General features: G+C 35.6%; 27 protein-coding genes. 22 read left to right on the forward strand and 5 right to left on the reverse strand.

Annotation, left to right across the window (positions count from 1 at the left end; all coding sequences use genetic code 11):
- Positions 1–416: 416 nt before the first annotated feature.
- The 5 genes from ACEN31_RS07640 (at position 417) to ftsY (ending at position 8,491) form a co-directional block, all read left to right on the forward strand.
- Entirely contained in the window at positions 417–2,198 is a 1,782-nt protein-coding gene (locus tag ACEN31_RS07640; protein ID WP_407109080.1) for an oligopeptide ABC transporter substrate-binding protein, read from the forward strand.
- Positions 2,199–2,353: 155 nt separating this feature from the next.
- Positions 2,354–3,052 (forward strand): ribonuclease III, encoded by a 699-nt coding sequence (gene rnc, locus ACEN31_RS07645; protein WP_407109081.1) that lies wholly within the window; start codon positions 2,354–2,356, stop codon positions 3,050–3,052.
- The gene (smc, locus tag ACEN31_RS07650) at positions 3,052–6,630 is read left to right on the forward strand and encodes a chromosome segregation protein SMC (RefSeq protein ID WP_407109082.1); all 3,579 of its coding nucleotides are present in this window, start codon (positions 3,052–3,054) and stop codon (positions 6,628–6,630) included. The genes rnc and smc overlap by 1 nt, the downstream gene beginning before the upstream one ends.
- Entirely contained in the window at positions 6,627–7,427 is an 801-nt protein-coding gene (locus ACEN31_RS07655) for a Cof-type HAD-IIB family hydrolase (RefSeq protein WP_407109083.1), read from the forward strand. The genes smc and ACEN31_RS07655 overlap by 4 nt, the downstream gene beginning before the upstream one ends.
- Before the next feature lie 38 nt (positions 7,428–7,465).
- Complete coding sequence (gene ftsY / locus ACEN31_RS07660; protein WP_138405383.1) at positions 7,466–8,491, forward strand: signal recognition particle-docking protein FtsY; 1,026 nt, start codon at positions 7,466–7,468, stop codon at positions 8,489–8,491.
- 59 nt (positions 8,492–8,550) lie between these two features.
- On the opposite strand, the gene ACEN31_RS07665 is transcribed toward ftsY, so the two are convergent.
- Genes ACEN31_RS07665 through ACEN31_RS07680 form a run of 4 tightly spaced genes read right to left on the reverse strand, consistent with a single transcriptional unit; the run spans position 8,551 to position 12,028 of the window.
- Complete coding sequence (locus ACEN31_RS07665) at positions 8,551–9,414, reverse strand: metal ABC transporter permease (RefSeq protein WP_407109084.1); 864 nt, start codon at positions 9,412–9,414, stop codon at positions 8,551–8,553.
- Positions 9,411–10,292: a metal ABC transporter permease gene (locus tag ACEN31_RS07670; protein WP_407109085.1), complete on the reverse strand. Its 882-nt coding sequence runs from the start codon at positions 10,290–10,292 to the stop codon at positions 9,411–9,413. Before ACEN31_RS07670 ends, ACEN31_RS07665 begins: the two co-directional genes overlap by 4 nt.
- On the reverse strand, positions 10,285–11,070 hold the full coding sequence (locus ACEN31_RS07675) for a metal ABC transporter ATP-binding protein (RefSeq protein ID WP_138405385.1): 786 nt from the start codon (positions 11,068–11,070) through the stop codon (positions 10,285–10,287). Before ACEN31_RS07675 ends, ACEN31_RS07670 begins: the two co-directional genes overlap by 8 nt.
- A 25-nt stretch (positions 11,071–11,095) precedes the next feature.
- Positions 11,096–12,028 (reverse strand): metal ABC transporter solute-binding protein, Zn/Mn family, encoded by a 933-nt coding sequence (locus ACEN31_RS07680; protein ID WP_407094060.1) that lies wholly within the window; start codon positions 12,026–12,028, stop codon positions 11,096–11,098.
- Between the two features lie 159 nt (positions 12,029–12,187).
- Between ACEN31_RS07680 and ACEN31_RS07685 the strand changes: the two genes are divergently transcribed.
- From ACEN31_RS07685 to rplS, 12 genes are all read left to right on the forward strand, one after another.
- On the forward strand, positions 12,188–12,553 hold the full coding sequence (locus tag ACEN31_RS07685; RefSeq protein WP_407101445.1) for a metal-dependent transcriptional regulator: 366 nt from the start codon (positions 12,188–12,190) through the stop codon (positions 12,551–12,553).
- 9 nt (positions 12,554–12,562) lie between these two features.
- Complete coding sequence (gene ylxM / locus ACEN31_RS07690; protein ID WP_407101446.1) at positions 12,563–12,886, forward strand: YlxM family DNA-binding protein; 324 nt, start codon at positions 12,563–12,565, stop codon at positions 12,884–12,886.
- Positions 12,887–12,905: 19 nt separating this feature from the next.
- Entirely contained in the window at positions 12,906–14,393 is a 1,488-nt protein-coding gene (gene ffh / locus ACEN31_RS07695; protein ID WP_407109086.1) for a signal recognition particle protein, read from the forward strand.
- A 192-nt stretch (positions 14,394–14,585) separates the two neighbouring features.
- Positions 14,586–14,858 (forward strand): 30S ribosomal protein S16, encoded by a 273-nt coding sequence (rpsP, locus tag ACEN31_RS07700; RefSeq protein WP_407090257.1) that lies wholly within the window; start codon positions 14,586–14,588, stop codon positions 14,856–14,858.
- 43 nt (positions 14,859–14,901) lie between these two features.
- Positions 14,902–15,153, forward strand: coding sequence for a KH domain-containing protein (locus tag ACEN31_RS07705; RefSeq protein ID WP_407090258.1), 252 nt, complete (start codon positions 14,902–14,904; stop codon positions 15,151–15,153).
- A gap of 138 nt (positions 15,154–15,291) precedes the next feature.
- Complete coding sequence (rimM, locus tag ACEN31_RS07710; protein WP_407090259.1) at positions 15,292–15,819, forward strand: ribosome maturation factor RimM; 528 nt, start codon at positions 15,292–15,294, stop codon at positions 15,817–15,819.
- Positions 15,809–16,528: a tRNA (guanosine(37)-N1)-methyltransferase TrmD gene (gene trmD / locus ACEN31_RS07715; RefSeq protein WP_407090269.1), complete on the forward strand. Its 720-nt coding sequence runs from the start codon at positions 15,809–15,811 to the stop codon at positions 16,526–16,528. The genes rimM and trmD overlap by 11 nt, the downstream gene beginning before the upstream one ends.
- Positions 16,529–16,679: 151 nt before the next feature.
- Positions 16,680–17,915 carry a betaine/proline/choline family ABC transporter ATP-binding protein gene (locus ACEN31_RS07720; RefSeq protein WP_407090260.1) on the forward strand — a complete coding sequence of 412 codons (1,236 nt, stop codon included), beginning with the start codon at positions 16,680–16,682 and terminating at the stop codon, positions 17,913–17,915.
- Entirely contained in the window at positions 17,912–18,544 is a 633-nt protein-coding gene (locus ACEN31_RS07725; protein WP_407090261.1) for an ABC transporter permease, read from the forward strand. Before ACEN31_RS07720 ends, ACEN31_RS07725 begins: the two co-directional genes overlap by 4 nt.
- A 10-nt stretch (positions 18,545–18,554) precedes the next feature.
- Entirely contained in the window at positions 18,555–19,484 is a 930-nt protein-coding gene (locus tag ACEN31_RS07730) for an osmoprotectant ABC transporter substrate-binding protein (RefSeq protein WP_407090262.1), read from the forward strand.
- Positions 19,484–20,137 carry an ABC transporter permease gene (locus ACEN31_RS07735; protein WP_338489126.1) on the forward strand — a complete coding sequence of 218 codons (654 nt, stop codon included), beginning with the start codon at positions 19,484–19,486 and terminating at the stop codon, positions 20,135–20,137. Before ACEN31_RS07730 ends, ACEN31_RS07735 begins: the two co-directional genes overlap by 1 nt.
- A gap of 137 nt (positions 20,138–20,274) precedes the next feature.
- Positions 20,275–20,628, forward strand: a complete 354-nt coding sequence (rplS, locus tag ACEN31_RS07740; protein ID WP_138405506.1) for a 50S ribosomal protein L19 — start codon at positions 20,275–20,277, stop codon at positions 20,626–20,628.
- 184 nt (positions 20,629–20,812) lie between these two features.
- Here the strand turns inward: rplS and ACEN31_RS07745 are convergent, their stop codons facing one another.
- On the reverse strand, positions 20,813–21,427 hold the full coding sequence (locus ACEN31_RS07745) for a hypothetical protein (protein ID WP_407109087.1): 615 nt from the start codon (positions 21,425–21,427) through the stop codon (positions 20,813–20,815).
- A 480-nt stretch (positions 21,428–21,907) separates the two neighbouring features.
- On the opposite strand from ACEN31_RS07745, the gene ACEN31_RS07750 reads away from it, so the two are divergent.
- From ACEN31_RS07750 to ACEN31_RS07770, 5 genes are all read left to right on the forward strand, one after another.
- Positions 21,908–22,888 (forward strand): tRNA dihydrouridine synthase, encoded by a 981-nt coding sequence (locus ACEN31_RS07750; RefSeq protein ID WP_407109088.1) that lies wholly within the window; start codon positions 21,908–21,910, stop codon positions 22,886–22,888.
- A gap of 67 nt (positions 22,889–22,955) precedes the next feature.
- On the forward strand, positions 22,956–23,285 hold the full coding sequence (locus ACEN31_RS07755) for a putative sulfate exporter family transporter (protein ID WP_407109089.1): 330 nt from the start codon (positions 22,956–22,958) through the stop codon (positions 23,283–23,285).
- On the forward strand, positions 23,248–23,985 hold the full coding sequence (locus ACEN31_RS07760) for a YeiH family protein (RefSeq protein ID WP_407109090.1): 738 nt from the start codon (positions 23,248–23,250) through the stop codon (positions 23,983–23,985). Before ACEN31_RS07755 ends, ACEN31_RS07760 begins: the two co-directional genes overlap by 38 nt.
- 79 nt (positions 23,986–24,064) lie before the next feature.
- Positions 24,065–24,508, forward strand: coding sequence for a hypothetical protein (locus tag ACEN31_RS07765; RefSeq protein WP_138404907.1), 444 nt, complete (start codon positions 24,065–24,067; stop codon positions 24,506–24,508).
- Positions 24,509–24,519: 11 nt separating this feature from the next.
- Positions 24,520–25,428: a YitT family protein gene (locus tag ACEN31_RS07770; protein ID WP_338489115.1), complete on the forward strand. Its 909-nt coding sequence runs from the start codon at positions 24,520–24,522 to the stop codon at positions 25,426–25,428.
- The last annotated feature ends 480 nt before the right edge of the window (positions 25,429–25,908 follow it).

Genomic DNA, 25,908 nt, shown 5'->3' on the forward strand with positions numbered 1-25,908 from the left:
TAAGATGTGTGTATGGATTCATAGCTTTCTCCTTCTAATAGTTGGTTGGTACATCTATTTTATAGGAAAACTATGGATCTTTTTTTATTTTATTATTGTTGTTGCACTTAAATTGTAAATTCGTCACGAATATAATAATGATAAAATAAGCTTTAACATTAATTTATCATCATCAAGTTATTAGATTTAAAAAATATTTTTATTTATAAAACCATATAAAGCGCTACCGAGAAATTCAAAGAACAATATAATATAATATTTAAAAATTATAAAACGCTTTTAAAGACTATCCTGAAGCGTTTTATGGATTTTTATCTAATAAAATTAAAATAAAATTAAAAATAAACTTGATAATCTAATCTAAAACAGTTAATATATTATATATAAATAAGAATTACTAATTGGAGGTTGGTTTTATGAAAAAATCTTTTAAAAAGTCATTTGCACTAGCAACAACGGCCCTTACTTTATCAACTGTATTTGCAGCTCCAGCTGCTAACCTAGTTCACGCACAAGAAGAAGGCGAAGGAGATGTTTTAGATTTCTCTCCTACTGCTGTAAACGAAGGTGAACCCATCGAAGGTGGAACTTTACGTTATGCCTTAGTATCTGATACAACTTTCGCTGGTGTTTTAAATAACATGTTATATCAAGGACAACCAGATTCATCTATTATTGGTTTTATTAACCCTGGTTTATATGGATACGATGAAAACTTTGCAATTGATAACTCAGGTTTCGCTGATGTAGAGTTTGATCAAGAAAACAAACAAGTGACAATTACAATTCCAGAAGGAACAACTTGGCATGATGGTGAAGAAGTCACAATTGATGATGTCATCTTCCCTTATTATGTTATCGGTAACCCAGAATATACGGGTATCCGTTACGGAACTGACTTCCAAAACGTTGTAGGTATGGAAGAATATCACAACGGAGATGCTGAAGAAATTTCAGGATTAGAACGTGTGGATGACTATACATTAACAGTTACATATCACAACTATAATAACTCATTATTACAAGCTGGTGGGGGTGTTTCTAGTTATATCGAACCTGAACACTTATTAGGTGAAGTACCAGTAGCTGAATTAGAAGATAGTGAATATGTTCGTACGAATCCTGTTGGATTTGGTCCATTCCAAATCGAATCGATTACACCAGGTGAGTCAGTAACATTCTCTGCTTTTGACGATTACTATGATGGTCGTCCTAACATTGATGAAGTTATTCTTGAAGTTGTTAACCCAACAACAATTGTCTCAGAATTAAAAGCTGGAAATTATGACATTGCGTCACTACCAGCTGACCAATATGATACTTACGCTGATGCTACTAACTTCCAAAGTGTTGGATTCTTAGAGAACGCAATTACATACATTGGGTTTAAATTAGGAACTTGGGATGCTGAAAAAAGCGTAGTCGTACCAGATTCAGAACGAGTAACAATGAATAAAGCGTTACGTCAAGCGATGGCTTACGCAGTAGATAATAATGCTATCGCAACTAAATTTTATTCAGGTATTCGTCAAGCAGCAAATACTATGATTACACCTAATTTCACGGATTATCATAATGCAGATCAAGAAGGATATGATTATGATCCTGAACAAGCAAAACAAATATTGGCTGATGCTGGTTTCGTAGATAACGATGGAGACGGCTTTGTTGAAAATCCAGATGGTGAAGCATTCACATTAGGATTTGCGTCAATGTCAGGAGGAGAAACGGCTGAGCCAATTGCACAATATTACATGCAAGCATGGGGTGAGGTCGGAATCGACGTTCAATTAGTTGATGGACAACTAATGGAATTTAATTCATTCTATGAGCGTCTAGGAGCTGATGATCCAGCTATCGATGTTTACCAAGCTGCATTAGGAGTAGGTGGAGATCCTAACCCAACTGGATTATGGGGTCCAAATACAGAATTCAATAGAACACGTTGGGCAACTGATGAGCATAATGAATTGCTTACAGCGATTGAATCAGATGAATCATTCGACGAAGAGTTTCGTCAACAAGCATTCTATGACTGGCAAGCGTATGCAATGGAAGAATTACCAGTAATCCCAACATTATTCCGTTATTCTTTAACAGCTGTTAATAACCGTGTAAGTAATTGGGAGACTTCAATCGGATCAGACTTAAAATGGTCAGATATCTACCTGTTAGCTGAAGAGCCAATTGCTGAATAATTATTAAGCCTATAAATTAAATTCCTTTCTGAAAAGAACCTCTTCGGAGGTTCTTTTTTACGTCTATGATGGTATACATTGAGCTTTCATGATAGAATAAGTGTTGCATTGTGAGCTACCAACATTGGTAGAAAGAAAGTAAATAGGAGGATGCTATGAGTTTATTAATAAAACATTTAGAAAATATATTAGGCATAGACATAGAAGATGAAGCGTTATTTAAACGTGCTTTTATGCATAAATCTTATGTCAATGAACAAAAACATCACTTGTTAGAGTCGAATGAACGCTTAGAATTTCTTGGCGATGCGGTGTTAGAAATTATTGTGAGTGATTACTTATATAATTTTTATCCAGAAGAACCTGAGGGAGCTTTGTCTCGTACTCGTGCGCAATTAGTTCGTGAACCAAGTTTAGCCCTGTTAGCAAGAAAAAACGACTTTCATGAGTACATTCAACTTGGTAAAGGCGAGTCGGCAAGTGGTGGTAATCATCGAGATTCAATCTTAGCGGATTGTTTTGAGGCCTTTCTAGGTGCAACATATTTGGAACAAGGTATAGACGTTGTAACTAACTTTTTAAACAAGCAATTGTTATTAAATCACCAAGATATTCTTAAACAAGTGAATTTAGATTACAAGACACTTTTCCAAGAAAAAGCTCAAACACATGGAACAGTCTTAATTGAATACCGCTTAATTTCTAAAAAAGGACCCGATCATAATCAAGTATTTGAGATGGGCTTATTTGTAGATGACAAATTAATTAGCCGAGGTAAAGGGAACAGTAAAAAACAAGCTGAAATTCAAGCGGCGAAAATTGCTTACCAACATTTAATTGGAGAGGTTTCATAATGTATCTTAGTAGAGTAGAGATGACAGGCTTTAAGTCATTCGCTGACAAAACAGTTATTGAATTTAATGAAGGAATGACCGCTGTCGTAGGTCCTAACGGAAGTGGTAAAAGTAATCTTTCGGAAGCGATTAGATGGGTATTAGGCGAGCAATCAGCTAAAAGTTTACGTGGGAATCGAATGGAAGATGTTATCTTTAATGGAACACAAGCGCGTAAGCCAGTGAATATTGCAAAAGTGACTTTAGTTTTAAACAACGAGGATCGATATTTGGATTATGATTTTAGTGAAATAAGTATTACTCGCAGTTATAATCGAAATGGTGATAGTCAATACTTAATAAACAATGAACAAGTTAGATTAAGGGATATCGTAGATTTACTTTTAGATTCAGGGTTAGGAAAGAACAGTTTTTCAATTATTTCCCAAGGACAAGTTGAGCAAATATTTTTAAGTAAGCCTGAAGAACGACGGACGATATTTGAAGAAGCTGCAGGTGTTCAAAAGTACCAATACCGTAAGACTGAAGCTGAGAGACGCTTAGATAAATCGAGTGATAACTTAAGCCGGGTTAAAGACATTATTCATGAACTCGAATTACAATTGAATCCTTTAAGAAAACAAAGAGAGACGGCGCTTCTTTATACGAGTAAGAAAGAAGAATTAAAAGAGCTAGAAGTTTCTCTATACACCCAACAAATCGAAGATTATCAAACAGGGTGGGAAGAACTTGAGGAACAATTAAAGAATATCGATATAACCATAAATAATTTAATCACGCAAAATGATACACTAAGTACCGAAATCGATGCATCTAAAAACAAACAAAACCAATTAATCAATGCGATTGATCAAAATTCAGATACATATCAAAAGTTAACGTCTCAGATTGAAAAATTAAGAGCACAACAACAGATGATTGAAAAAGATATTCAATATAGTGAAACGGAACAAGCTGATAAAGCCAATATTTATGAAGAACAAGTGGCTGAAAAGACGAGACTTGACCAAGACATCATGGAATATACAAAGCAATTACAAACCTTTGAGACAGATTTGAAAGCATTAATGGCAGAATTAAAAGAAGTCAATAAAGATATCCAAATATCTCAAGGATTGAATGCGAACCAACAAGACGAATTACGTAATGAAATGTTGGAGTATTATCAACTAGAAGCCAAGTCAAACAATGAAATTCAACAGCAGAAAGCAGTCTTAGAAAGACAAAGAGCACGTAAAGACCAGGCTGCTGAGAAAATGAATAGTACTAGCCAAGAGCTTAAAAAGCTTGAAGTAGAAGCAATAGAAGCTGAAGAAGAACTAGAGGCATTCACAGGTAGCCAAAGTGAACAAAGAACCTTGTTACAAGAATTAAGTGAGAATAACGAAAAACTCTCAAATCAACGAGATGAGTTAAGACAATTGCTCTTTAACCAAGAAAGACAAACTCAAACCATTGAAACCCGATTAAATTCACTGAAACAAATGCATGATAATTATACGGGTTACTATGCAGGTGTGCGTGCGGTTATGCAACAAGCACAACGTTTAAACGGTATTGAGGGAACGATTGCGGGTTTATTAAATGTTAAAGAAACGTATCAATTAGCTATCGATACAGCTTTAGGTGGATCAATGCAACACATTGTTGTAGCCAATGACCAATCGGCACGTGAAGCGGTTAACTACTTAAAGCAACAAAGAGCAGGACGAGCAACTTTCTTACCACGACCAAACATTAAGCCGCGTCAAATTCAAAGTTTTAAACTTTTTCAAGCGCAAGAAATGCAAGGTTTTATCGCCGTTGCTTCAGAATTAGTCAGTTATGATGCGAAAAACGAGAATATTGTCCAGAACTTATTAGGAAATACCATTGTTGCTCAAACTTTAGTAGATGCGCAAAGTATAGCGAGAGCTTTAGGGCATTCAGTAAAGATCGTAACACTGGAAGGTGACGTGTTAATGCCAGGTGGATCACTCACCGGGGGGCAACAAAAGCAAAGACAACAATCGATGCTATCGCGCCAAAATGAAATTAAACAAGCAAGCGAAGCCTATGAGAAACATCGAGAACAACTTAAAAATATTGAACTAGATTGGGAAAAAGTTTCAAAAGAGTTAGCGAACAATGAACAACAATTGAAAGAACAACGTCAACAAGTAAATCAAACAGAAGGTATCTACCAACGTTTATTCCAATCGAGTCAAAACGCTAAACAAGCATATAAACAAGCTAATAATCAAATGATTATTTTAAAAGATTCAATACGTGAATTCGACGAAGAACTTGATGAAGCGAGAAACACAATCGAACAAGCGGAACAAAATCTTGTGAAAGCAAAATCTTCGATTGAAGAATTAAATCGGATATTAGAACAACATAACCTAGATGAAGACGCCCGTCAGAAGAAATTAGCTGAGTTAGAAGAATTTAGACAGGACAAATCAACGAAAAAAGCGGTTATGGACGTTGAGATTAAACAATTAAAACAAACTTTATCAGATTTAAAGAATCAATATGAGGTAGTTAATAATTGGATTACAAATTATGAGTCGAGTAAGACATTTGGACTGTCGTCGATTGAAGAGCTCCAAGAAAAACTGGAGGAAACTTTAGACGACATTGCTAAATTAGAAAAAGAAAGCGAAAGTCTACAAAAACAAATTCAAGCCGACCGTCAAAATCGCCAAGATTTAAGTGAAACGATTAATGAAAAAGAAAGTTTACTCAATAAATCTCAAGCAAAGAGTCAACGTAGTTTCCAAACACAAGCAAAACTACAAGCCCAGATTGAAAAAAATCAAGCCTTAATTGATAATCATTTGAATCATTTAAATCAAGAATATCAATTGACCTTCGAGATGGCAAAGAAAATTGCTAAACCGATTGAATCAACAGCTGAAATCAATAAAGTAGTTAAAGAATTACGTCAGTTCATCAATAAATTAGGACCGATTAATCTTCAAGCAATTGAAGACTATGATGAGTTAAATGAACGTTATGAGTTATTAGTGGAACAAGAAGAAGATTTATTAACAGCTATGGGGCAACTGAAAGATACAATGGATGAGATGGATGTTGAGGTTACTCGACGATTTAGCGCAACATTCAAACTCATTAATGAGAAATTCCAACAAACTTTCCGAAGATTATTTGGTGGAGGTGAAGCCTCACTCGAGTTGACGAACCCCAAAGATGTCCTAACAACAGGTGTAGACATCGTTGCGCAACCACCCGGTAAGAAGAAACAAAATCTGGCCTTATTATCTGGTGGGGAACGTGCGCTAACAGCCATAGCCTTGTTATTCGCTATTCTGGAAGTAAAACCTGTACCATTTGTTATATTGGATGAGGTAGAGGCAGCTTTAGATGATGCGAACGTGTACCGCTACGGAGAATACATTAAAGAATTTAGAGAACAAACTCAATTCATCGTCATTACACATAGAAAAGGAACGATGGAGAGTGCGGACCGGCTATACGGTGTTACGATGGAACGATCAGGTATTTCGAAATTAGCCTCAGTAAAATTAAGTGAAGCGGAAGAAGCTTTATCAGAAAAAAGGAGTTATCAATGATAAAATTAATTGCCATAGATTTAGATGGAACGTTACTTAGAACAGATAAATCTTTATCAGAAGAGAACATCAATGCTATACACTACGCCCAGTCAAAAGATATTAAAGTCGTTTTATGTACAGGGAGACCATACTTAGCGATGAAAGACTTTGCCGAGAATATTGGTTTCGATGGCGACGATGAATATTTAGTCGTATTTAACGGAAGCCAAGTGATTAAAGCGAACACTGGAGAAGTTGTCGTTAATGATGTTGTTGAAACGAGCGATTTAGAGCGTTGGTATGAAGAAACGGAACGTTTAAATTTACCATTAAATCCCATTGATTCTGAATGGGTGTATGATCCAATTGAATATCCAGATGGGAAAGAGTCAACTTATACAACGCCAGCACCAAGAAAAACTGTTAGATATCATGACTTTGAAGCAGATCATACATTTAACAAGTTTGTTATTTGTACAGTTGAAGATTACTTAAATGAGCAACTACCTAAAATCAATAAAGACTTATTGGAAGAATATCAAACTGTCTTATCACATCCTTATCAATTAGAAATTGGTAAAATCAATGTAAATAAAGGGAATGCTTTAATAAAATTAGGTCAGCAGTTAAATATTAAACCGGAAGAAATGATGACCATTGGTGACCAAAATAATGATCAGACGATGATTGATATGGCTGGTTACGGGGTTGCGATGGGCAATGCTGTTCAAGAGATTAAAGACAGTGCTTCATATATCACAGATACAAATGATAATGACGGTGTAGCGAAAGCAATCTATCATTTTATTAAGTAATAGAAGTGTTATAATATAAGCAAATAAGGAGTGAGATTATGGGTATTTTTGATCGTATAAAACGTGCTTTTACCGGTGAAGACCAGGTTGTTAAAGAAGAACTGAAAGAAAAAGACACCGAGATTGTTTTTGATAAGTATGACAAGGGTATGGAAAAGACACGTAAAAACTTTTCCGAAAGAATTGCGGACTTGTTTACAAGTTTCAGAGAAATTGATGAGGATTTCTATGAAGATTTAGAAGAAGCCTTTATTGGTGCAGATGTTGGTTTCAATATGACGATTGCCTTAACGGATGCTATTCGTGATGCGATTGAAGAAGAGAATGTGAGTCGTCCTGAGGATGTTAAGCGCGTTGTTCTAGAACAAATGGTGAACATTTATGAGAAGAATGAAACGGGAACGGTCGCAATTAAAGAAAATCCTGATGGGCCCACTGTCATTCTATTTGTAGGAGTAAATGGTGTTGGTAAGACAACTTCTGTAGGTAAAATTGGTTATAACTTAAAACAAGAAGGCAAAAAAGTTATTATGGCCGCTGGAGATACTTTCCGTGCAGGTGCCATTGAACAGTTAAATGTGTGGGGAGAGCGATTAGATATTCCAGTCGTGACTGGAAAAGCCAATAGCGATCCAGCTTCAGTCGTGTTTGATGCAGTGAAACGAGCGAATGAAGAGAATTACGATTACTTACTCGTAGATACTGCCGGAAGATTACAAACTAAAGCGAACTTAATGGAAGAGTTAGCCAAAATGAAACGAATCATTGAACGTGAGAATCCAAATGGTGTTCAAGAAGTGTTCTTAGTATTGGATGCGACGACAGGTCAAAATGCACTCATTCAAGCGAAACAATTCAATGAAGCAACTGAAATTACTGGTTTAGTTTTAACAAAATTAGATGGAACGGCTAAAGGTGGGGTTGTTCTTTCGATTCGTTATGATTTAGATATACCGGTTAAATATATTGGATTAGGTGAGCAAGCCACTGACTTACAACAATTTGATCCTGAACAATATATGTATAATTTAGTTCGTGATGTGATTGAAGATAAGCAAGCTTAATAAAATATCCGTGAGGTCAAAAATCGACTTCACGGATATTTTTGTTTTCTATTATATAGTTATTTAAGTGCCAATTTCTGATGTCTGAGTTTAGGAAGAATAATATTTGTTCCTAAAAATACGAGTAAAGAGACTACAAATCCAGTGACAGCAACCATACTTGATATCGAAGTATCGAGATAAATCCCAATGTAATAACCAAGGACGGAATTAAGTACGGTAATAAAAGCTGAACCGATTAATAAAGTGCTAAATTTATTCGTAAAACATCTAGCGGTCATCCCAGGCGCTGCCATTAAGGCGATGACTAGAATAGACCCAACACTTTCAAAAGAAGTGACTGCCGTCAGAGAAACTAAAGTCATCAATACTAAGTCGAGTGCAGCAACATTAATTCCAATAGTTCGAGCAAAGGTTTCATCAAACAAACGAATCTTCAATGGATTATAGAAAATAAAGATAAAAGCCAAATTAATGAATAAAATAATCAAACCAATAAAGAATGCCTGTGGCATTTGAATTGAGAATATTTCAACTTGGCGTAATGGTGCCAGTTCGACTTGACCTAAAAGGACCATATCAATGTCTAAATGCACATTTGTATAATATTTGGAGATGATAATAACGGCAATTGAGAATAGTAAGGGGAACACCAAACCAATCGCTGCGTCGTTTTGCATTCGACCGGTCTTTGTCAATAAGTCAATTAAGATAACAGTAATGACACCGAACAAGGTTGCACCGATAATTAAATAGGGCGAAGACAAATCTTCCGTAAAGTAAAATGCAATCACAATCCCTAATAAAATTGTATGTGATATGGCGTCGGCTACCATTAAACTCGAACGCATCAACAATAGAGAACCCAATAGACTACAAGCTAAAGCAACAACAATTAAAATTAATAAAATTTGAATCATCATGACACTACACCTCTTTTACGTAAAACATAAGAGCCTAGCAAGCCTTTAGGCCCGATGAAGACAGATACTAAAGCGATACCTGACAATACAACTACAATGGTTGGTCCTGTCGCCAAATCAGAAATATTTGTACTAAGTAAAGTCCCCATAAAACCAGCAAATAAGCCAAAAAAGCCTGATAAAAAGATAGTTTTAGGATAGTTATTTGTCCATTGCATTGCCCCAACGACGGGAGCGACTAACATGCTACTAATTAACTTTGTCCCAACAGCTTGTAAACCAATGACAATGGCTAATAAACTTAACGTTAATAAGATATAATTGATAAATTTCGTATTAATGGCAATGGTTTCAGCAAAAGTTTTATCGAACAAATATATTTTAATCTTTGGATAATAAAGCCAAAATATAAGGGCGATGATAACAGCAACAATCAAAATAACATTCACATCAAATTGCGTTAAAAAAGCGGCTTGTCCCATAATATAATTATCCAAACCAGAGAAATTCACTGATTGGAATTTGGGATTCGTTTGTACAATTTGGTAAAGCATTAAACCTAAGCTGAAAAAGGACGAAAGTACAAGTGCCAGGACACTTTCATAAGCAAAATGGCTATATTTGTGAATCCAGTTAATTAGAACATAGGCTATATAACCAACAACAATGGCACCTAACAGTAACACGAGAGAATTTCTCGTTTGAAATAACATAAAAGCAATAATTACTCCAGGGTATACTGAATGCCCAATCGCATCACCCAATTGACTTTGGCCTTCTAAGACAATCGTAGTACCGATAATACCTGATGCGAAGCCGAGTGCCATGGTTCCAAGTGCGACAACCCAGAAGAAATAATCAAAAGAGATATCAAACATGTTGATCAGCTCCTAGAATATGTAAGCCCGCTTGATTTGAACTCGGTTCAACATTATTTTGCTGAGACTGATTTAAATAAGCTTTATCAATATTTTCTCGCGTAAATACATCTACCGTTGGACCTGTTGCGATAACCTCTTTATTGAGGAACAACACATAATCAAAATTATCAGGCACTGAATTTAAGTCATGGTGAACAGTCAAACTAGTCTTTCCTGCGTCCTGAAATTCTTTTAATTGCGCCATAATAATGGCTTCAGATTTCATGTCGACACCAGCAAGCGGCTCATCAAAAAAATACAAATCAGCGTCTTGTGCAATGGCACGTGCAATAAAGACTCTTTGTTTTTGACCTCCAGATAATTGACTGATTTGACGATTCGAAAGATCAGTGAGTTCCATTGCTTCGAGTGCTTGAGAAACAACAATTTTTTGCTCTTCACTCACAGATTGAAAGCCCCAACGATTTGAGCTCACTCCCATCGTCACAACATCTTTGACAGTTGTTGGGAAATGCCAGTTAACTTCTGAAGTCTGGGGGACATAAGCGATTTTAGAGCGTGCTTGTTTCAATGTAAGGTCATTGAAAAAGCTTAGCTTATGTTGTTTAGCGGGTATTAAATTAAGAATGGCCTTTATAAAAGTTGATTTACCAGCACCATTCGGGCCGATGATAGCCATGCGAACATTTTCCGGAACTTGTAATGTAATATTGTTTAGGGCAAGAGTTTGTTGATATCTCACCGATAAGTTTTCGATCGTAATAATTGAATTCATATGAATCACTCCTTTTAAATTATAATTAACGAATTAAATGATCAACGATTAATGACACATTATGTTGATACATCTCAATGTAATTATCATTCGACTGACCAGTTGCAGCTAAAGAGTCTGAGAACAATTCTTGACCTTCACCACCCACAACGACAACCTCTGCATCCTGTTGGTTGACTCCTTCTTGAAGCTTTTCCATTGCTTGCGGGTTAGACGTTGTATCTAAGAATATGGCTGGCACATCGTTGTCGACAATAAACTTAACCGTTTTAATGATTGCGTCATTAGAGACTTCAGATTCAGTACTGATTCCTTGAGGAGCATATACTGTGAAGTCATAAGCCTGGGCAAAGTATGCAAAGGCATCGTGTGGAGTTACGAGAATGCGTTGTTCCACAGGTAATTCTGCAACTTTTTCATGGATCCATTGATTTAAAGCATCTAATTCTTCTATATATCTTTCTGTATTTTCATTTACTAATTTTTTATACTCAGGGTAAATTTCAACTAAAGCTTGTTGAGTTGTTAGAACAGATTGTTTATATAAATCTATATCGAACCAATAATGCGGATCGACTTCTTGAGAATCCTCAGAAATTGAGATTAGCTGGTCATTATTAAACTCCGCTGTCACAGATCTTGTATGTGGCAGTGCATCTAAAACTTCTGCCATCTGTGCCTCAAAATGCAAACCATGAAATAACACGAGGTCAGATTCAGTAATGTCTTTTAAATTTCTAGCCGTTGCTGTATACGTATGCGGGTCACCACCAGCAGGGACAATTGAAACAACCTCAAACGTTTCTGGGGCGAGTTGTTCTACAATATCAACTAAAAAAGTCGTTGTGACTGTAATTTTTTCTTTATCTGCTTGAGCATGACCGATGGGCGTTACATAAGTGAATAACAAAATGATGACCATAAATAGAGTCATGATGTATTTAATATATTTTTTCATTTCAAACCTCCAAACACTAATTTTTAGGCGTGCCTAAGTGTTAATTGAATTATAATGTTAGGCGCGCCTAAAGTCAACCGAAAAGTTTAAATAAATTTGAGGCTAAAGGGAAAACATGGTAAAATTAGGATTGGCAAAAAAATCATTGGGGTGATGTCAATGTCACAGAGTCGCGAGGACTATGTAAAGTTTATATATGAACATGCAGGAGATGAATCCATCTCTAATAAAACAATCGCTGAGGGATTAGAGGTTTCTCCAGCCTCCGTGAGTGAAATGATTAATAAATTGGCTAAAGAAGGCCTAGTAATTAACGAACGCTACCGCGGTAGTGCATTAACACCAAAAGGTCATCTAATGGCTCAAGAAATGGTGAGAAAACACGAAATATGGGAATATTTCTTACAAAATAGATTAGGATACACAAAACAAGAAGTACACGAATTCGCGGAAGTATTGGAACATGTAACACCCAAGGATCTAGCGGATCGTTTAGCTATTTATATTGAGTATCCTGAAGAATAGGTGAATAGAATGTCGTTAGAAAAAACGATTTATATTGGTCAATTGTTCTCATTTTATAAAGCTCTGTTGACTGAAAAACAGCAAGATATGTTGTCACTTTACTATGAAGAAGATTTATCTTTAAGTGAAATCGCCGAACATTTCGATATTAGTCGTCAAGGCGTTCATGATAATATTAAGCGTGGAGAGAAATCCTTGCTAGAATATGAAAAAACACTCCGTTTAAATGAGAAACGTGAAGAACGTATGCAATTATTAAATACATTGAGTGAGTTATTAACATACAAAGAAGCTCATTCAGTCATAGAAAAATTAATTCAAATAGAAGATTAAGAAATAGAGGGGTAATAATATGGCTTTTGAAGGACTTTCAGAGCGCCTACAAGGTGCGATTAGCCAGGTTAGTTCGGGAGGGACAATCACCGAAGCCGACCTGAAACAAATGATGCGTGAGATAAGACTTGCTTTACTTGAGGCCGATGTTAACTTTCAAGTAGTAAAAACATTCGTTAAGAGTGTGAATGAAAGAGCATTAGGTTCCGATGTATTAAAATCATTATCTCCAGCGCAACAAGTTTTAAAAATTGTTGATGAAGAATTAACAGCCTTAATGGGTGGGGAACTCGTTCCATTAAACTTCTCAGCGCAACCACCAACAGTTATTATGATGGCTGGTTTACAAGGTGCTGGTAAGACGACAACGGTAGGTAAATTAGCTAAATATATTTCTGAAAAAGAAAATAAAAAGCGCCCATTATTAGTTGCTGCCGACGTTTACCGTCCAGCAGCGATTGAACAATTACAAACCATTGGTCAACAATTAGGTTTTGATGTTTATAGTGAAGGAACAGATGCCGACCCAGTAAGAATTGCTGAAGCAGCATTAAATCAAGCAAGATTGGAAGGGAACGAAGTCGTTATCATTGATACGGCGGGTCGTTTACACGTCAACGAAGAATTAATGGCTGAATTACGTAATATTAAAGCAGTCGCAAATCCGCAAGAGATTTTACTAACTGTTGATGCTATGACCGGACAAGATGCGGTAAACGTTGCGCAATCTTTCAATGAGTCACTTGATATAACAGGGGTTGTCATTACAAAACTCGATGGTGATACTCGTGGTGGAGCGGCACTATCGATTCGTTCAATTACCGATAAACCAATTAAATTTACAGGTCAAGGTGAGAAATTAGACGCCTTAGAACCATTCTATCCAGACCGTATGTCGAGTCGTATCCTAGGTATGGGGGATATGATGACGCTGATTGAGAAAGCGCAACAAGATTTTGATGAAGACGAAGCTCAGAAAATGGCTGACAAAATCAAAGACGCATCCTTTGACTTTAATGATTTCATTGCTCAAATGGATCAAGTAAATAAAATGGGGTCGATCAAAGATATTATCAAGATGATTCCTGGTTTGAATAAATTGCCAGGTATGGACGAGTTTGATGTATCTGAGAAAGATATGGCACGTGTCAAAGCAATTGTGATGTCAATGACACCTCAAGAGCGTACAAACCCAGATATCATCTCACAAAGTCGTCGTAAAAGAATCGCTGCAGGTGCTGGACAAGATCTTCAAGCCGTTAACCAATTAATTAAGCAATTCAACCAAACACGTCAAATTATGAGTTCAGCTTCGAATGGTAAGATGGGTAACATGAAGAAAATGATGAATCAGATGAAGCAAAATGGTGGTGGAGGTATGCCAAATATACCAGGAATGCCACAAATGAATGATTCAGACTTTATGTCACCAGAACAAAAAGAAAAACAACAAAAAGAAAAAGAATTGCAACGTCGCTTGAAAAAAATGAAGAAAAAACGCCGTTAATCTCTAAATAAAGCTAAAGTTCACTTGGAAATAGTGAACTTTTTCTATTTTTTGAAATGTTAAACCGTATTATAGAAGCATTTATATAAAATATTTCAAAAAACTTCACCCTGTAAAGGAAAAACACTTTACAGGAGGGATGTTATCTGATAATATACTTAACTGTGAGATTAATTAATGGAGGTGACTTACATGGCAGTTAAAATTCGTATGAAACGTATGGGTTCTAAAAGAAGCCCATTCTACCGTATTGTAGTAGCGGACGCACGTGCTCCACGTGATGGACGTATTATTGAACAAATTGGAACTTATAATCCAGTTCAAGAACCAAAACAATTAGAAATCAACGAAGAGTTAGCGTTAAAATGGTTAAGTGATGGTGCTCAACCATCTGACACTGTTCGCAACTTATTATCTACTCAAGGAATCATGCAAAAATTCCACGAGTCAAAACAAGCGAAATAAGGCATGTTTGATAAGTTTAGTATCACAATAAAGGATGATAAAAATGCCAGATATTGAAGCTTTGATAAAAACAATTGTTGAACCACTTATTGACAATCCTAAAGAGTTTTCTGTCGATATTGTTGAAACAGAAGATTTTATAGAGTATCATCTTAATTTACATCCGGATGATATCGGACGTGTCATTGGCAGAAAAGGGCGTGTTGTGAGAGCAATACGTACAATCATTTATAGCATTCGTCAACGCGGTTCTAAAAGAGCGCGCATTGTCATTGCTGACGGTGATAGCGAATAAGATTTTAAGTGCTAAGTAGAGACAAATTAATTTGTTTCTACTTAGCACTTTTTGTTTGGTGAAAATTTATATATAATAAAAGTAGTAATGTAGCTTTAAGAGCAAAGTTATATAATGTAGTGTGAAAGGAAATAAACTATGGAATATTTTCGTATAGGAAGAATTGTAAATACATTTGGCATTCGAGGAGAAATTAAAGTTATAGCAGATACTGATTTTCCCGAAGAACGATTTGCTGCTGGCGAGGTTTTAACGATATTAGATAATGATCGTCCCGTTCAAAAAGTAACAGTCAAAAATGCTAAGTTAAGTAAAGGAACATATATTGTAAGTTTCGAAGAATTCAATAATATAAATGATGTCGAAAAGTTTAAAACGATGTGGTTAGCCATTAATCAAGACCAACAACAAGAGTTGGATGAACATGAGTTTTATTTTCATGAAATTATTGGTTTAAAAGTAATAACGATTGAAAAAGAAGAACTAGGTGTGATAAAAGACATCTTAAGTTTAGGTTCGAATGACGTATGGGTAATCAAACGTAACAAATCCAAATTACCAGATGCTTTGATTCCTTATATTGGAGACGTTGTGAAAGAGGTCAATGTTGATGAAGGGTACGTTGTAATTGAATTGATGGAAGGGTTAATTGACGATGAGAATTGATGTATTAACTTTATTTCCTGAGATGTTTGCTCCAATGGAACACTCGATAATGAAACAAGCACAACAGGAAGGTGTCTTATCATTTGAGACACACGACTTCCGTCGCAACCCGGTCAATAAGCATGGTCATGTAGACGATTATCCTTATGGTGGTGGAGCAGGTATGTTATTAAGAGTAGAGCCAATTGTAGATACATTAGAGGAACTGGAGATGACTGACAAGTCACGTGTTATTTTAATGGATCCAGCTGGAAAACCTTTTACCCAAGATTTGGCACAAGAGTGGTCACAAGAAGAACATTTAGTATTTATTTGTGGCCATTATGAAGGCTTTGATCACCGAGTTCGAGATTACATTACAGATGAAGTATCCATCGGAGATTATGTCTTAACAAATGGAGAACTTCCAACCATGGTCATGATAGATTCAACGGTTCGTCTCATTCCAGAAGTAGTTGGAAATGCCCATTCAATTGTAGAAGAGTCCCATCAAAGAAAACTACTAGAACATCCTCAATACACAAGGCCACGAGAATATAGAGGGAAAAGCGTCCCTGATGTGTTGCTTAGCGGGCATCATAGTAATATAGAATTATGGCAACAAAAGGAAGCAATTAGAAGAACCTATAATAATCGGCCTGATTTATTAGAGAAAGCTGAATTAACTGACCAAGAACGTGAATGGGTTAAAGAATTTGAACGTCAATAGGTTTAAATTTACTAAAAAAAATAAACTTAATATGTAATGAGAATCATCGACAAACGCGACAAATCAATCGAATTTAAACTGTATTTCTTGAGATTTTTTTATAATAATGGTATTGTGAAAACTGTGGAAAAACAAGGAGGAGAATAGAATTGTGATTGAATTCAAAAACGTTTCAAAACGTTACGCTAGTGACGTATTAGCTGTGGATGATTTTAACTTAAAGATTGAAGATGGAGAGTTTATTTGTTTCATAGGTACATCAGGATCGGGTAAAACAACTTCGATGCGAATGATTAACCGTATGATTGAACCTTCAGATGGTGAAATTTTAATCGATGGAAAAAATATTATGGATATGAACCCAGTTAAATTAAGAAGACAAATTGGGTATGTTATTCAAAACATTGGTCTAATGCCACATATGACAGTTAAAGAAAACCTTTTAATGGTACCAAAATTATTAAAATGGGATCAAGTCAAACTTGATGACACAGCCAAACGCATGATTAAACTAGCTGAATTACCAGAGGAGTTTCTTGATAGATATCCTTCAGAACTATCTGGGGGTCAACAACAACGTATCGGAGTCGTCAGAGCATTAGCTGCAGAACAAGATATCATTTTAATGGATGAGCCGTTTGGTGCGCTTGATCCATTAACTAGGGATACACTGCAAGTAATGGTTAAAGAATTACAAGAAGAATTAGGGAAGACCTTTGTCTTTGTAACGCATGATATGGATGAAGCGCTGAAGTTAGCGACACGTATTGTCATTATGAGTAAAGGGAAAATCGTACAGGTTGGGACTCCGGATGAGATTTTAAGTAATCCGGCGAATGAGTTTGTGGCTCAATTTATTGGGCAAGACCGTTTAATTCAAGCTCAACAAGATACAACTAAAGTTGGCGAGATTATGAGTAAACGCCATGTGGCGATGATTGAAGACAAATCACTTACGGATGCTTTAGAATTAATGAAAGAGCAATCTGTGGATACGCTTCTAATTACGGATGAGAATAATGTATTAAAAGGTTTTGTTGATATCCATATGATCCAAAGACATTTTAATACAGCAATTAACTTATCGGATATTATGAGCTCAGATATGTTCTCACTCAGAGAAGATGCTTTAGTACGTGAATCGGTTGATTTAATCTTAAAACGTGGGTACTCTTATGTTCCAATTGTGAATGACGAAGGTCATCTAAAAGGGATAGTAACACGTGCTACATTCGTAAACATCATCTATGATGCGATTTGGGGAGAATATGAAACATTAGAAGATGTTTCACCTGAGAATTCAGTAGAACATGTGGATGACATCGAAGGAGATGGCATTGTTATACCACCAGCTGCCAGTGAAAAAGATGGTGGGTATGTTCTATGATGACATTTCTTCAAGAAAATGGGAGTCAATTAGTTACTCTAATTTTTGAACATTTATCTATATCATTTATTTCCTTGTTATTGGGAATTATAGTTGCTGTACCACTAGGAGTTGTATTAACTCGAACACCTAAAGCAGCTGACTTTGTTATTGGGATTGCAAGTATCTTCCAAACGGTACCAACACTAGCCTTGCTAGCGTTAATGATTCCACTAATTGGGATTGGGCGTTTTCCAGCGATTATCGCATTGTTTATCTATTCTTTACTACCTATATTACGTAATACGTATATCGGAATGAACGATGTGAGCCCCACTGCAAAAGATGCGGCTAAAGGAATGGGAATGACTGCTTTTCAATCAATTATGAAGGTTGAGTTACCCTTAGCAATGCCTGTGATAATGGCTGGTATTCGCTTATCAGCCGTATATGTTATTGCTTGGACATCTTTAGCATCTTATATTGGTGCAGGTGGTTTAGGGGACTTTATCTTAAGTGGTATTTCTCTGTATCAATCAGATTTAATCTTTGCCGGAACAATCCCTGTGACAATTATGGCACTTTTAGCAGATTATCTATTAGGTAAAGTAGAGATATACTTTACGCCTGATGTCACTGCAGCGAAATAGGAGGATGAACATGATTAAGAATAAAACAAATAAAATAATAACATTAATCGCTTCAATATTCCTTCTTGCTGGATGTGCATTACCAGGCCTTGGTGGTGGATTCGGTACCGAAACGATAAAAATTGCAGGATTAGGTACAACTGAAAGCCAAATATTATCTTCGATGGTTCAACAATTAATTGAAGAAGAGACAGATTATAATGTTGAGCTAATTAGTAACTTAGGTACAGCAGTTGTAGGTCATCATGCGCTATTAAATGGTGATGCTGATGTGCTTGTACCGGCATATACAGGTACAGATATCGTTGCTATATTTGGAGAGAGTGCTTCTTATGATGCAGATGAAACGATGGAGTACCTACAAGAACGATTTGCAAATGAATTCGACCAAAAGTACTATGACACGATGGGATTTGAGAATACATATGCTTTTATGGTAACTGAAGAGTTTGCTCAAGAGAAAAATTTAGAAAAAGTCAGTGATTTGAAAGACATAGCTGGTGACTTGAGAGCAGGCTTCGACCAAACTTGGCTGATACGCGAGGGTGACGGTTATCCGGCTTTCCAAGAGGCATATGAGTTTTCATTTGGTGAAACTTATCCAATGCAAATTGGACTAGTTTATGATGCAGTTGCATCTGGAGATATGGATGTTGTTTTAGGCTATTCAACGGATGGGCGTATCTTGAGTAATAACCTTGTTGTCTTAGAGGATGACCTAGGATTTTTCCCTCCTTATGAAGGGTCAGTTAGAGCTACAGATGAAATCCTAGAGAGCAATCCAGAACTTGATGCTCTATTCGAAAGATTAGTTGGACAAATCGATACAGAGTTAATGCAACAATTAAACTTTGAAGCAGATGATAATCTTCTTGAGCCATCAGTTGTTGCACAACAGTTTTTAGAAGAGAATAATTACTTTAGAGAGGAGCAGCCATAATGGATAGTATGAATTTATTTGAACAGTTTATCTACTATTTCTCGATGAACGGATCATATGTACTGGAACAATTTTGGCGTCATTTCTTAATCTCTATCTATGGAGTATTATTCGCTTCAATTGTTGGTATTCCGATTGGAATTTGGATTGCCAACAATAGAAAGATGAGTACGTGGGTCCTAGGTGTGGCGAATGTATTACAAACCATTCCGTCACTAGCAATGATGTCGATTATAATGTTAGCGGTTGGTTTAGGAGTAAACACGGTTATCGTGACGATCTTCCTTTATTCGCTACTGCCAATTATCAAGAATACTTATACAGGTATGATTACTCTGGATGCAGATGTTCTGGATGCAGCGAAGGGGATTGGTATGACAAGTTGGCAACGACTTAAAGATGTTGAATTACCGTTATCAATGTCTGTGATTATGGCCGGTATTCGCAACGCTCTTGTAGTAGGGATTGGTATTACTGCGATTGGTGCTTTCATTGGTGCCGGTGGTTTAGGTGATATCATTATTCGCGGTACTAATGCAACAGACGGTGGAGCCATCATACTTGCTGGAGCGATACCAACGGCATTAATGGCTATATTAACGGACGTCATTCTTGGTTGGATTGAACGTCGTTTCTATAATCGTGTCGGATAAATAAAAAAAGTAAAAAACCCTTTACAAGTTTCTTATTTTAGGTATAATATTACAAGTGGCCATTGGGCCCCGAATTAACTATAATCCGCTAAGTAGAATGACTATTTAAGATTATTTGTTGGAAGGAGAAAGATAAAATGAGTATTAATCCAATTATTGCAAAAATTACTTCAGCTCAATTACGTAACGACATTCCTGATTTCCGTCCTGGAGATACAGTACGTGTTCATGCGTTAATCGTTGAGGGAGAACGTGAACGTGTTCAACTTTTTGAAGGATTAGTTATTAAACGTCGTGGACAAGGCATCTCTGAAACTTACACAGTTCGTAAGATTTCTAACGGTGTTGGTGTTGAACGTACATTCCCTGTACATACACCTCGCGTACAAAAAATCGAAGTACTACGTCAAGGTAAAGTACGTCGTGCTAAATTATACTATATCCGTAAATTATCTGGTAAAGCAGCTCGTATTCAAGAGCGCGTTAGATAACATTTCTGCTAAGAATGGCTTTAATAAGCTTTTCTTAGCTTTTTTATTTGTTCATTTTTTGTTTTGTATCTCATTAAAATTGAATTTAAGAGGTAGAGGCAAAATATTAAAAAGAAAAGAGCCCTTGAAGGCTCTTTTTATTTAAAACTAGATTGATTAATAGTGGAAATATTTATGTATAAAGTTAATTTAAATTAATTTCTGCATTCTTTAATTCTAAATATTCGCCTTCTAATACCTCGATATAATTACTTTTTTCGATTGAAGAATAATCAATGTAATCATTCATATTCGCGTCACCGGTAATTGTATAGCTTGCATGCTCATCAGTTGCAGTTACTTTATATTCCCCAGGATCAATATCTATTCCAATTCTATAAACACCAGGACCAATTATATCGTTCTCAATAACTACAGGATCAGCATCTTCTACTGGTATAGCAAAAGAATTTTTTAATTCTAAAAATTGGTCATCTTCTACTGAAACATAACTAAAAGTATCAAAGGACATGTACGCCACATAGTCTTCGCCACGAGCATCATTAGTTAATGTATAAGAAGCATGGTCTTCCACTGAGAAAACTTTATATTCACCCGCAGGCATATTAGTTCCAATTTTATACACATCTTCTTCGAAGATTGTTTCATACGATTCAGGATCAAAAGGATCCTTGTATTCAGTTTCTTCTATAGATTCAACACTTTCATCTATATCTGAGGTTGAAACTGACTCTTCTGCATTTACTGTCAATCCATTCAATAAGACTAAAGCACAACTTAGTAAAAGTATCTTTTTCATATTAACCATCCTTTATCATTTTAGATAATAAACAAAATCAAGAATACGTGAATACACTTTATAACTTTGTAAAAAACATTGTTAAGTAGTATGACCAACAAATATTGGATATAACTTTAATTATTAAATAAATAATTTCTTACTATTTAATCAACTCCCTCATCTTATAAACATTCATAATTATTATATCAAATTTATTTATATAATGCTTAAAATACTCTTAATTATCAAACATTTAATCTAGACTTTTAAGTCATCTTACGTTATGCTATGTTTTGCCAATTCATCAATCTTAGTCATTTACATGTATTTTAGTAAATGAACTAATTAAGTAGCTTGACTGCAATGATGCAATCGATTTGCTGCTTATAATGAACAGGCTAAGGATGGCTTTGATGCTATTCTTAGCTTTTTTATTTGAATTTTATATAAATAATACAATGAAGAAACTAACGACCTAAGAAAGGAATTGATAATAGTATGACTTCTAATTTTTGGCATGATTTACCTAAACCATTCTTTATCCTAGCACCTATGGAAGACGTGACGGATGTTGTTTTTCGCCATGTCGTTCAAAAAGCCGCAGAACCCGATGTATACTTTACGGAATTTACAAATTCTGAGAGTTACTGTCATCCTGATGGGATTGAAAGTGTTCGTGGCCGTTTAACTTTTACTGAAGATGAAAAGCCAATTGTTGCTCATATTTGGGGAGATCGTCCAGAGTACTTTGAACAAATGAGTATTGGTATGGCAGAAATGGGCTTTAGCGGGCTTGATATCAATATGGGTTGCCCAGCACCTAATGTTGTAAAACATGGGCGTGGAAGTGGCTTAATCAAGCGAGAAGACGTCGCTGCTGAGCTTATCCAAGCTGCAAAAGCAGGAGGTTTACCCGTAAGTGTTAAAACTCGTTTAGGTTATTTAAAAGTCGACGAGTGGAAAGGTTGGTTAACTCACTTGTTAAAACAAGATATTGTTAACCTATCGATTCACTTAAGAACTAAAAAGGAAATGAGTAAAGAAGACGCTCATTGGGAATTAATTCCTGACATTATGAAACTACGTGATGAAATTGCTCCAAACACATTGATTACGATTAATGGTGATATTCCAGATCGCCAAACAGGTTTGGAATTAGTAGAGAAATACGGTGTGGATGGTGTTATGATTGGACGTGGTGTCTTTAAAAATCCGTTTGCTTTTGAAGTAGATAAAAAAGACCACAGTCCAAAAGAATTATTAGACTTATTAAGATTCCATCTAGACTTATTTGATCAATATAATGAAGATGGGCAACGTCATTTCAGACCTTTACGTCGCTACTTTAAGATTTATGTGCGCGAGTTTAAAGGAGCCAATGATTTGCGCATCCAATTAATGGAGACAAATACAACCGACGAAGCACGTCAGTTAATTGACCACTTCGAGAATAAATTTCTAACATCGGATGTAATTTAATAAAGAGCTATAGAAATGCTATTAATTTCTATGGCTTCTTTTTATATATAATGGATAGGAGAAAATTATGCGTAAGAATTCAACAGTTATAAATGCTTTATATGGAATTGTAGTGGCCTTGATTTTAGCAGTTATTTCGATAATGATTACCAATGTCTTGCCAAATGGGTATGTTGGAGCCAGTGTAATGGCGATGTTAATAGGGATGGTTCTTCATCCGCTTGTAAAGAAGTTATTACCTTCCTTTACTGGAATTGATTTAGTTGCTAAACGATTACTCAAAGTATCCATTGTTCTAATGGGGGGGGTCTTTAAGCCTCACTCAAGTTGTAGAGGTTGGGAAGTTCTCTCTAATAGTGATGGTATTTACTTTAGCTACTGCTTTTATATTTGGTAACCTCATTGGAAAGTGGTTCAATATGGACTGGAAATTATCAAACTTAATTTCCGTCGGGACGGGAGTATGTGGTGGAAGTGCCATTGCAGCAGTTTCACCTATTATTAAAGCCAAAGACGAAGATATAGCTTATGCATTATCAACGACTTTTATTTTTGATATTTTAATGGTTATTTTATTCCCTATTGCGGGACAATTTTTCGGCATGACTGATTTAGGCTTTGGTTTATGGGCTGGGACAGCAATTAATGACACTTCGTCAGTGGTTGCTGCAAGTTATGCTTTTTCTGAAGTGGCTGGGAATTATGCCGTGATTGTTAAATTAACAAGAACATTAGCGATCGTTCCAATTGTATTTATTTACTCGATTGTTAATCAACGGATTGAACAAAAGACTCATTATGGTGATGGGAATTCAGACGCAACATTTAAATTAACGCGTGTGATTCCTTGGTTTATATTATTCTTTTTAATTATGGTCATATTACGTTCAGTTGGCGTCATATCGGCTGAGTTTGGATCAACTTTATCCTCTATAAGTAAATTCTTTATGGTCATGAGTTTAGGAGCGATTGGTTTACGAACGAACTTTAAATCTGTTGCTCAAAGTGGAATCTTACCTATGGTACATGGTTTTATTATTTCAATGTTAGTCGTAATTGTTTCTTTCGTGATTCAAATGATGTTAGGTCAAGTTTAAAAAGTGTAAGGTTTGTTCCTTAACTAATAAATGATATACTTAACTTGTTGTTGATTAATGAATTTATGGAGGGAAAATAATGTCTGTCATTCACACTAATTTTGAAAGCAAACTTAATGAAATGAATATTCCGTTTAACAAGAAAGAAATTGAGAACGGACATATATTATATCGTTTTAATTTTCGTCTTACTACAGAACGTGCACTCGTTGTAGAGGTCATCATCCAAGCATCGAAAGATAATTACGCTGATGCTCAAATCATCTACCGTCACGTTCATTTATTAACTGACCGTAGTAAAGAAGCAGATGCTTACGAATTACTTAACTCATTAAACGAAATGAAAACAGGTTACTATAGTCTTTACCTAGCTGGTGATGGAGAAGTTTTCCTTAAAACATTGCTAAGAACTGGTGAAGATGCTGAGCCATTATATCAAACATTGGTTATGGGTTCAGGAATTGCTAAAGGTTTACAAAAAGACTTAGTAAACGTGCTAGGTGAATCTGGAAAAGCAATGTAAGGTGACCGCTAATGATAAAAAAGGTTCTATCACAATATCCTGCGCTTAATGTCGTAAGCCAATTTTTTATTATTTTATTTTCGGCTTTATGTTTTGCGGTATCACTGAATATGTTCTTAATTCCTGGGGACATTTATAGTGGGGGAGTTACTGGGATTTCTCAGTTGATTACTTATTCACTAGATCAATTCACACCCTTTGGTAATATTATTCAGACAGGTACATTAAACTTCCTACTTAATATTCCCTTATTGATATTAAGTTATATGAAGTTGGGACGTCGTTTTACCATTTTAACGGTAGTTGTAGTAGCTATAATGACGGGTTTTACATTAATCATTCCTGTCCAACAGGTATCTTCAAACCCGCTACTTAACGGAATCGTCGCTGGAGCTCTGAATGGGTTAGGCGGAGGATTAACGATCAAATTTGGTATGTCAGCAGGAGGAATTGATATTATTGCTCTTGTGATTAACCGATTAGTACAAATAAACGTAGGTTCTTTATCACTGCTTATTAATTCGGTTGTTATCGTTGGTGCAGGAGTACTTTATTCTTGGGAATTTGCTTTATATACATTAATTTCAATGTATGTAACATCTAGAGTAGTAAATTCAATTCATACAAACGAACAACGCTTAACTGCCTTTATTGTTACCGATAAAGAAGATGAAGTCGTCAAGTCAATTTATGGCCGTATCCATCGTGGAATTACGATTCTTGATGGCCGTGGAGGGTATTCGAAAAAGACGCGTAATACGCTTATGATCGTTATTAACCGATATGAACTTTATGATTTAGAGATGGCAATTGGAGAAGCGGACATTCACGCATTTGTTAATATTATTCAATCTACAAGAGTGAATGGAAACTATCTAAATCGAGACCAACAAAATAAACTAAAACAAAATATAACGTAATAATTAAACACTAGTTATAAGTAATAACTGTCAATCTGCTTTAGGCTCTGATGCATACTTACTGACTAGTGTTTTTTAAATTATAATATTTTTCATAAAATGAGAATAAAATGAATAATTAACGTTGACATTCTCATAATCATCCATTATTATGAAAGTAACAAAAAAACTAAGAAGAGGGATTAATATGATATTGAGTATTATTAACAATCAAAATGATTTTCAAAATTCATTTAATAGCGTCGTCGTGGTCGTTTAATACGATCTATGACGGGGCCAATTGATTGTGCCCGCATAGATTTCTGAAATCTAATGCGGGTTATACTCAATATATACTTCTTAATAGGGGATTATTAACCTGAATAATTCATACTTTTAAATATTGAGTTATTCTAGTCGTTATTTTTCAATTTTGGATCACTTTATCGAAATTAAAATATTTTAATCGATTTTCTAAGCTAAAGAAAAACTTTTTATTCT

The sequence above is a fragment of the Ruoffia sp. FAM 26255 genome, assembly GCF_045528525.1.
Taxonomy (GTDB): Bacteria; Bacillota; Bacilli; order Lactobacillales; family Aerococcaceae; genus Ruoffia; species Ruoffia tabacinasalis.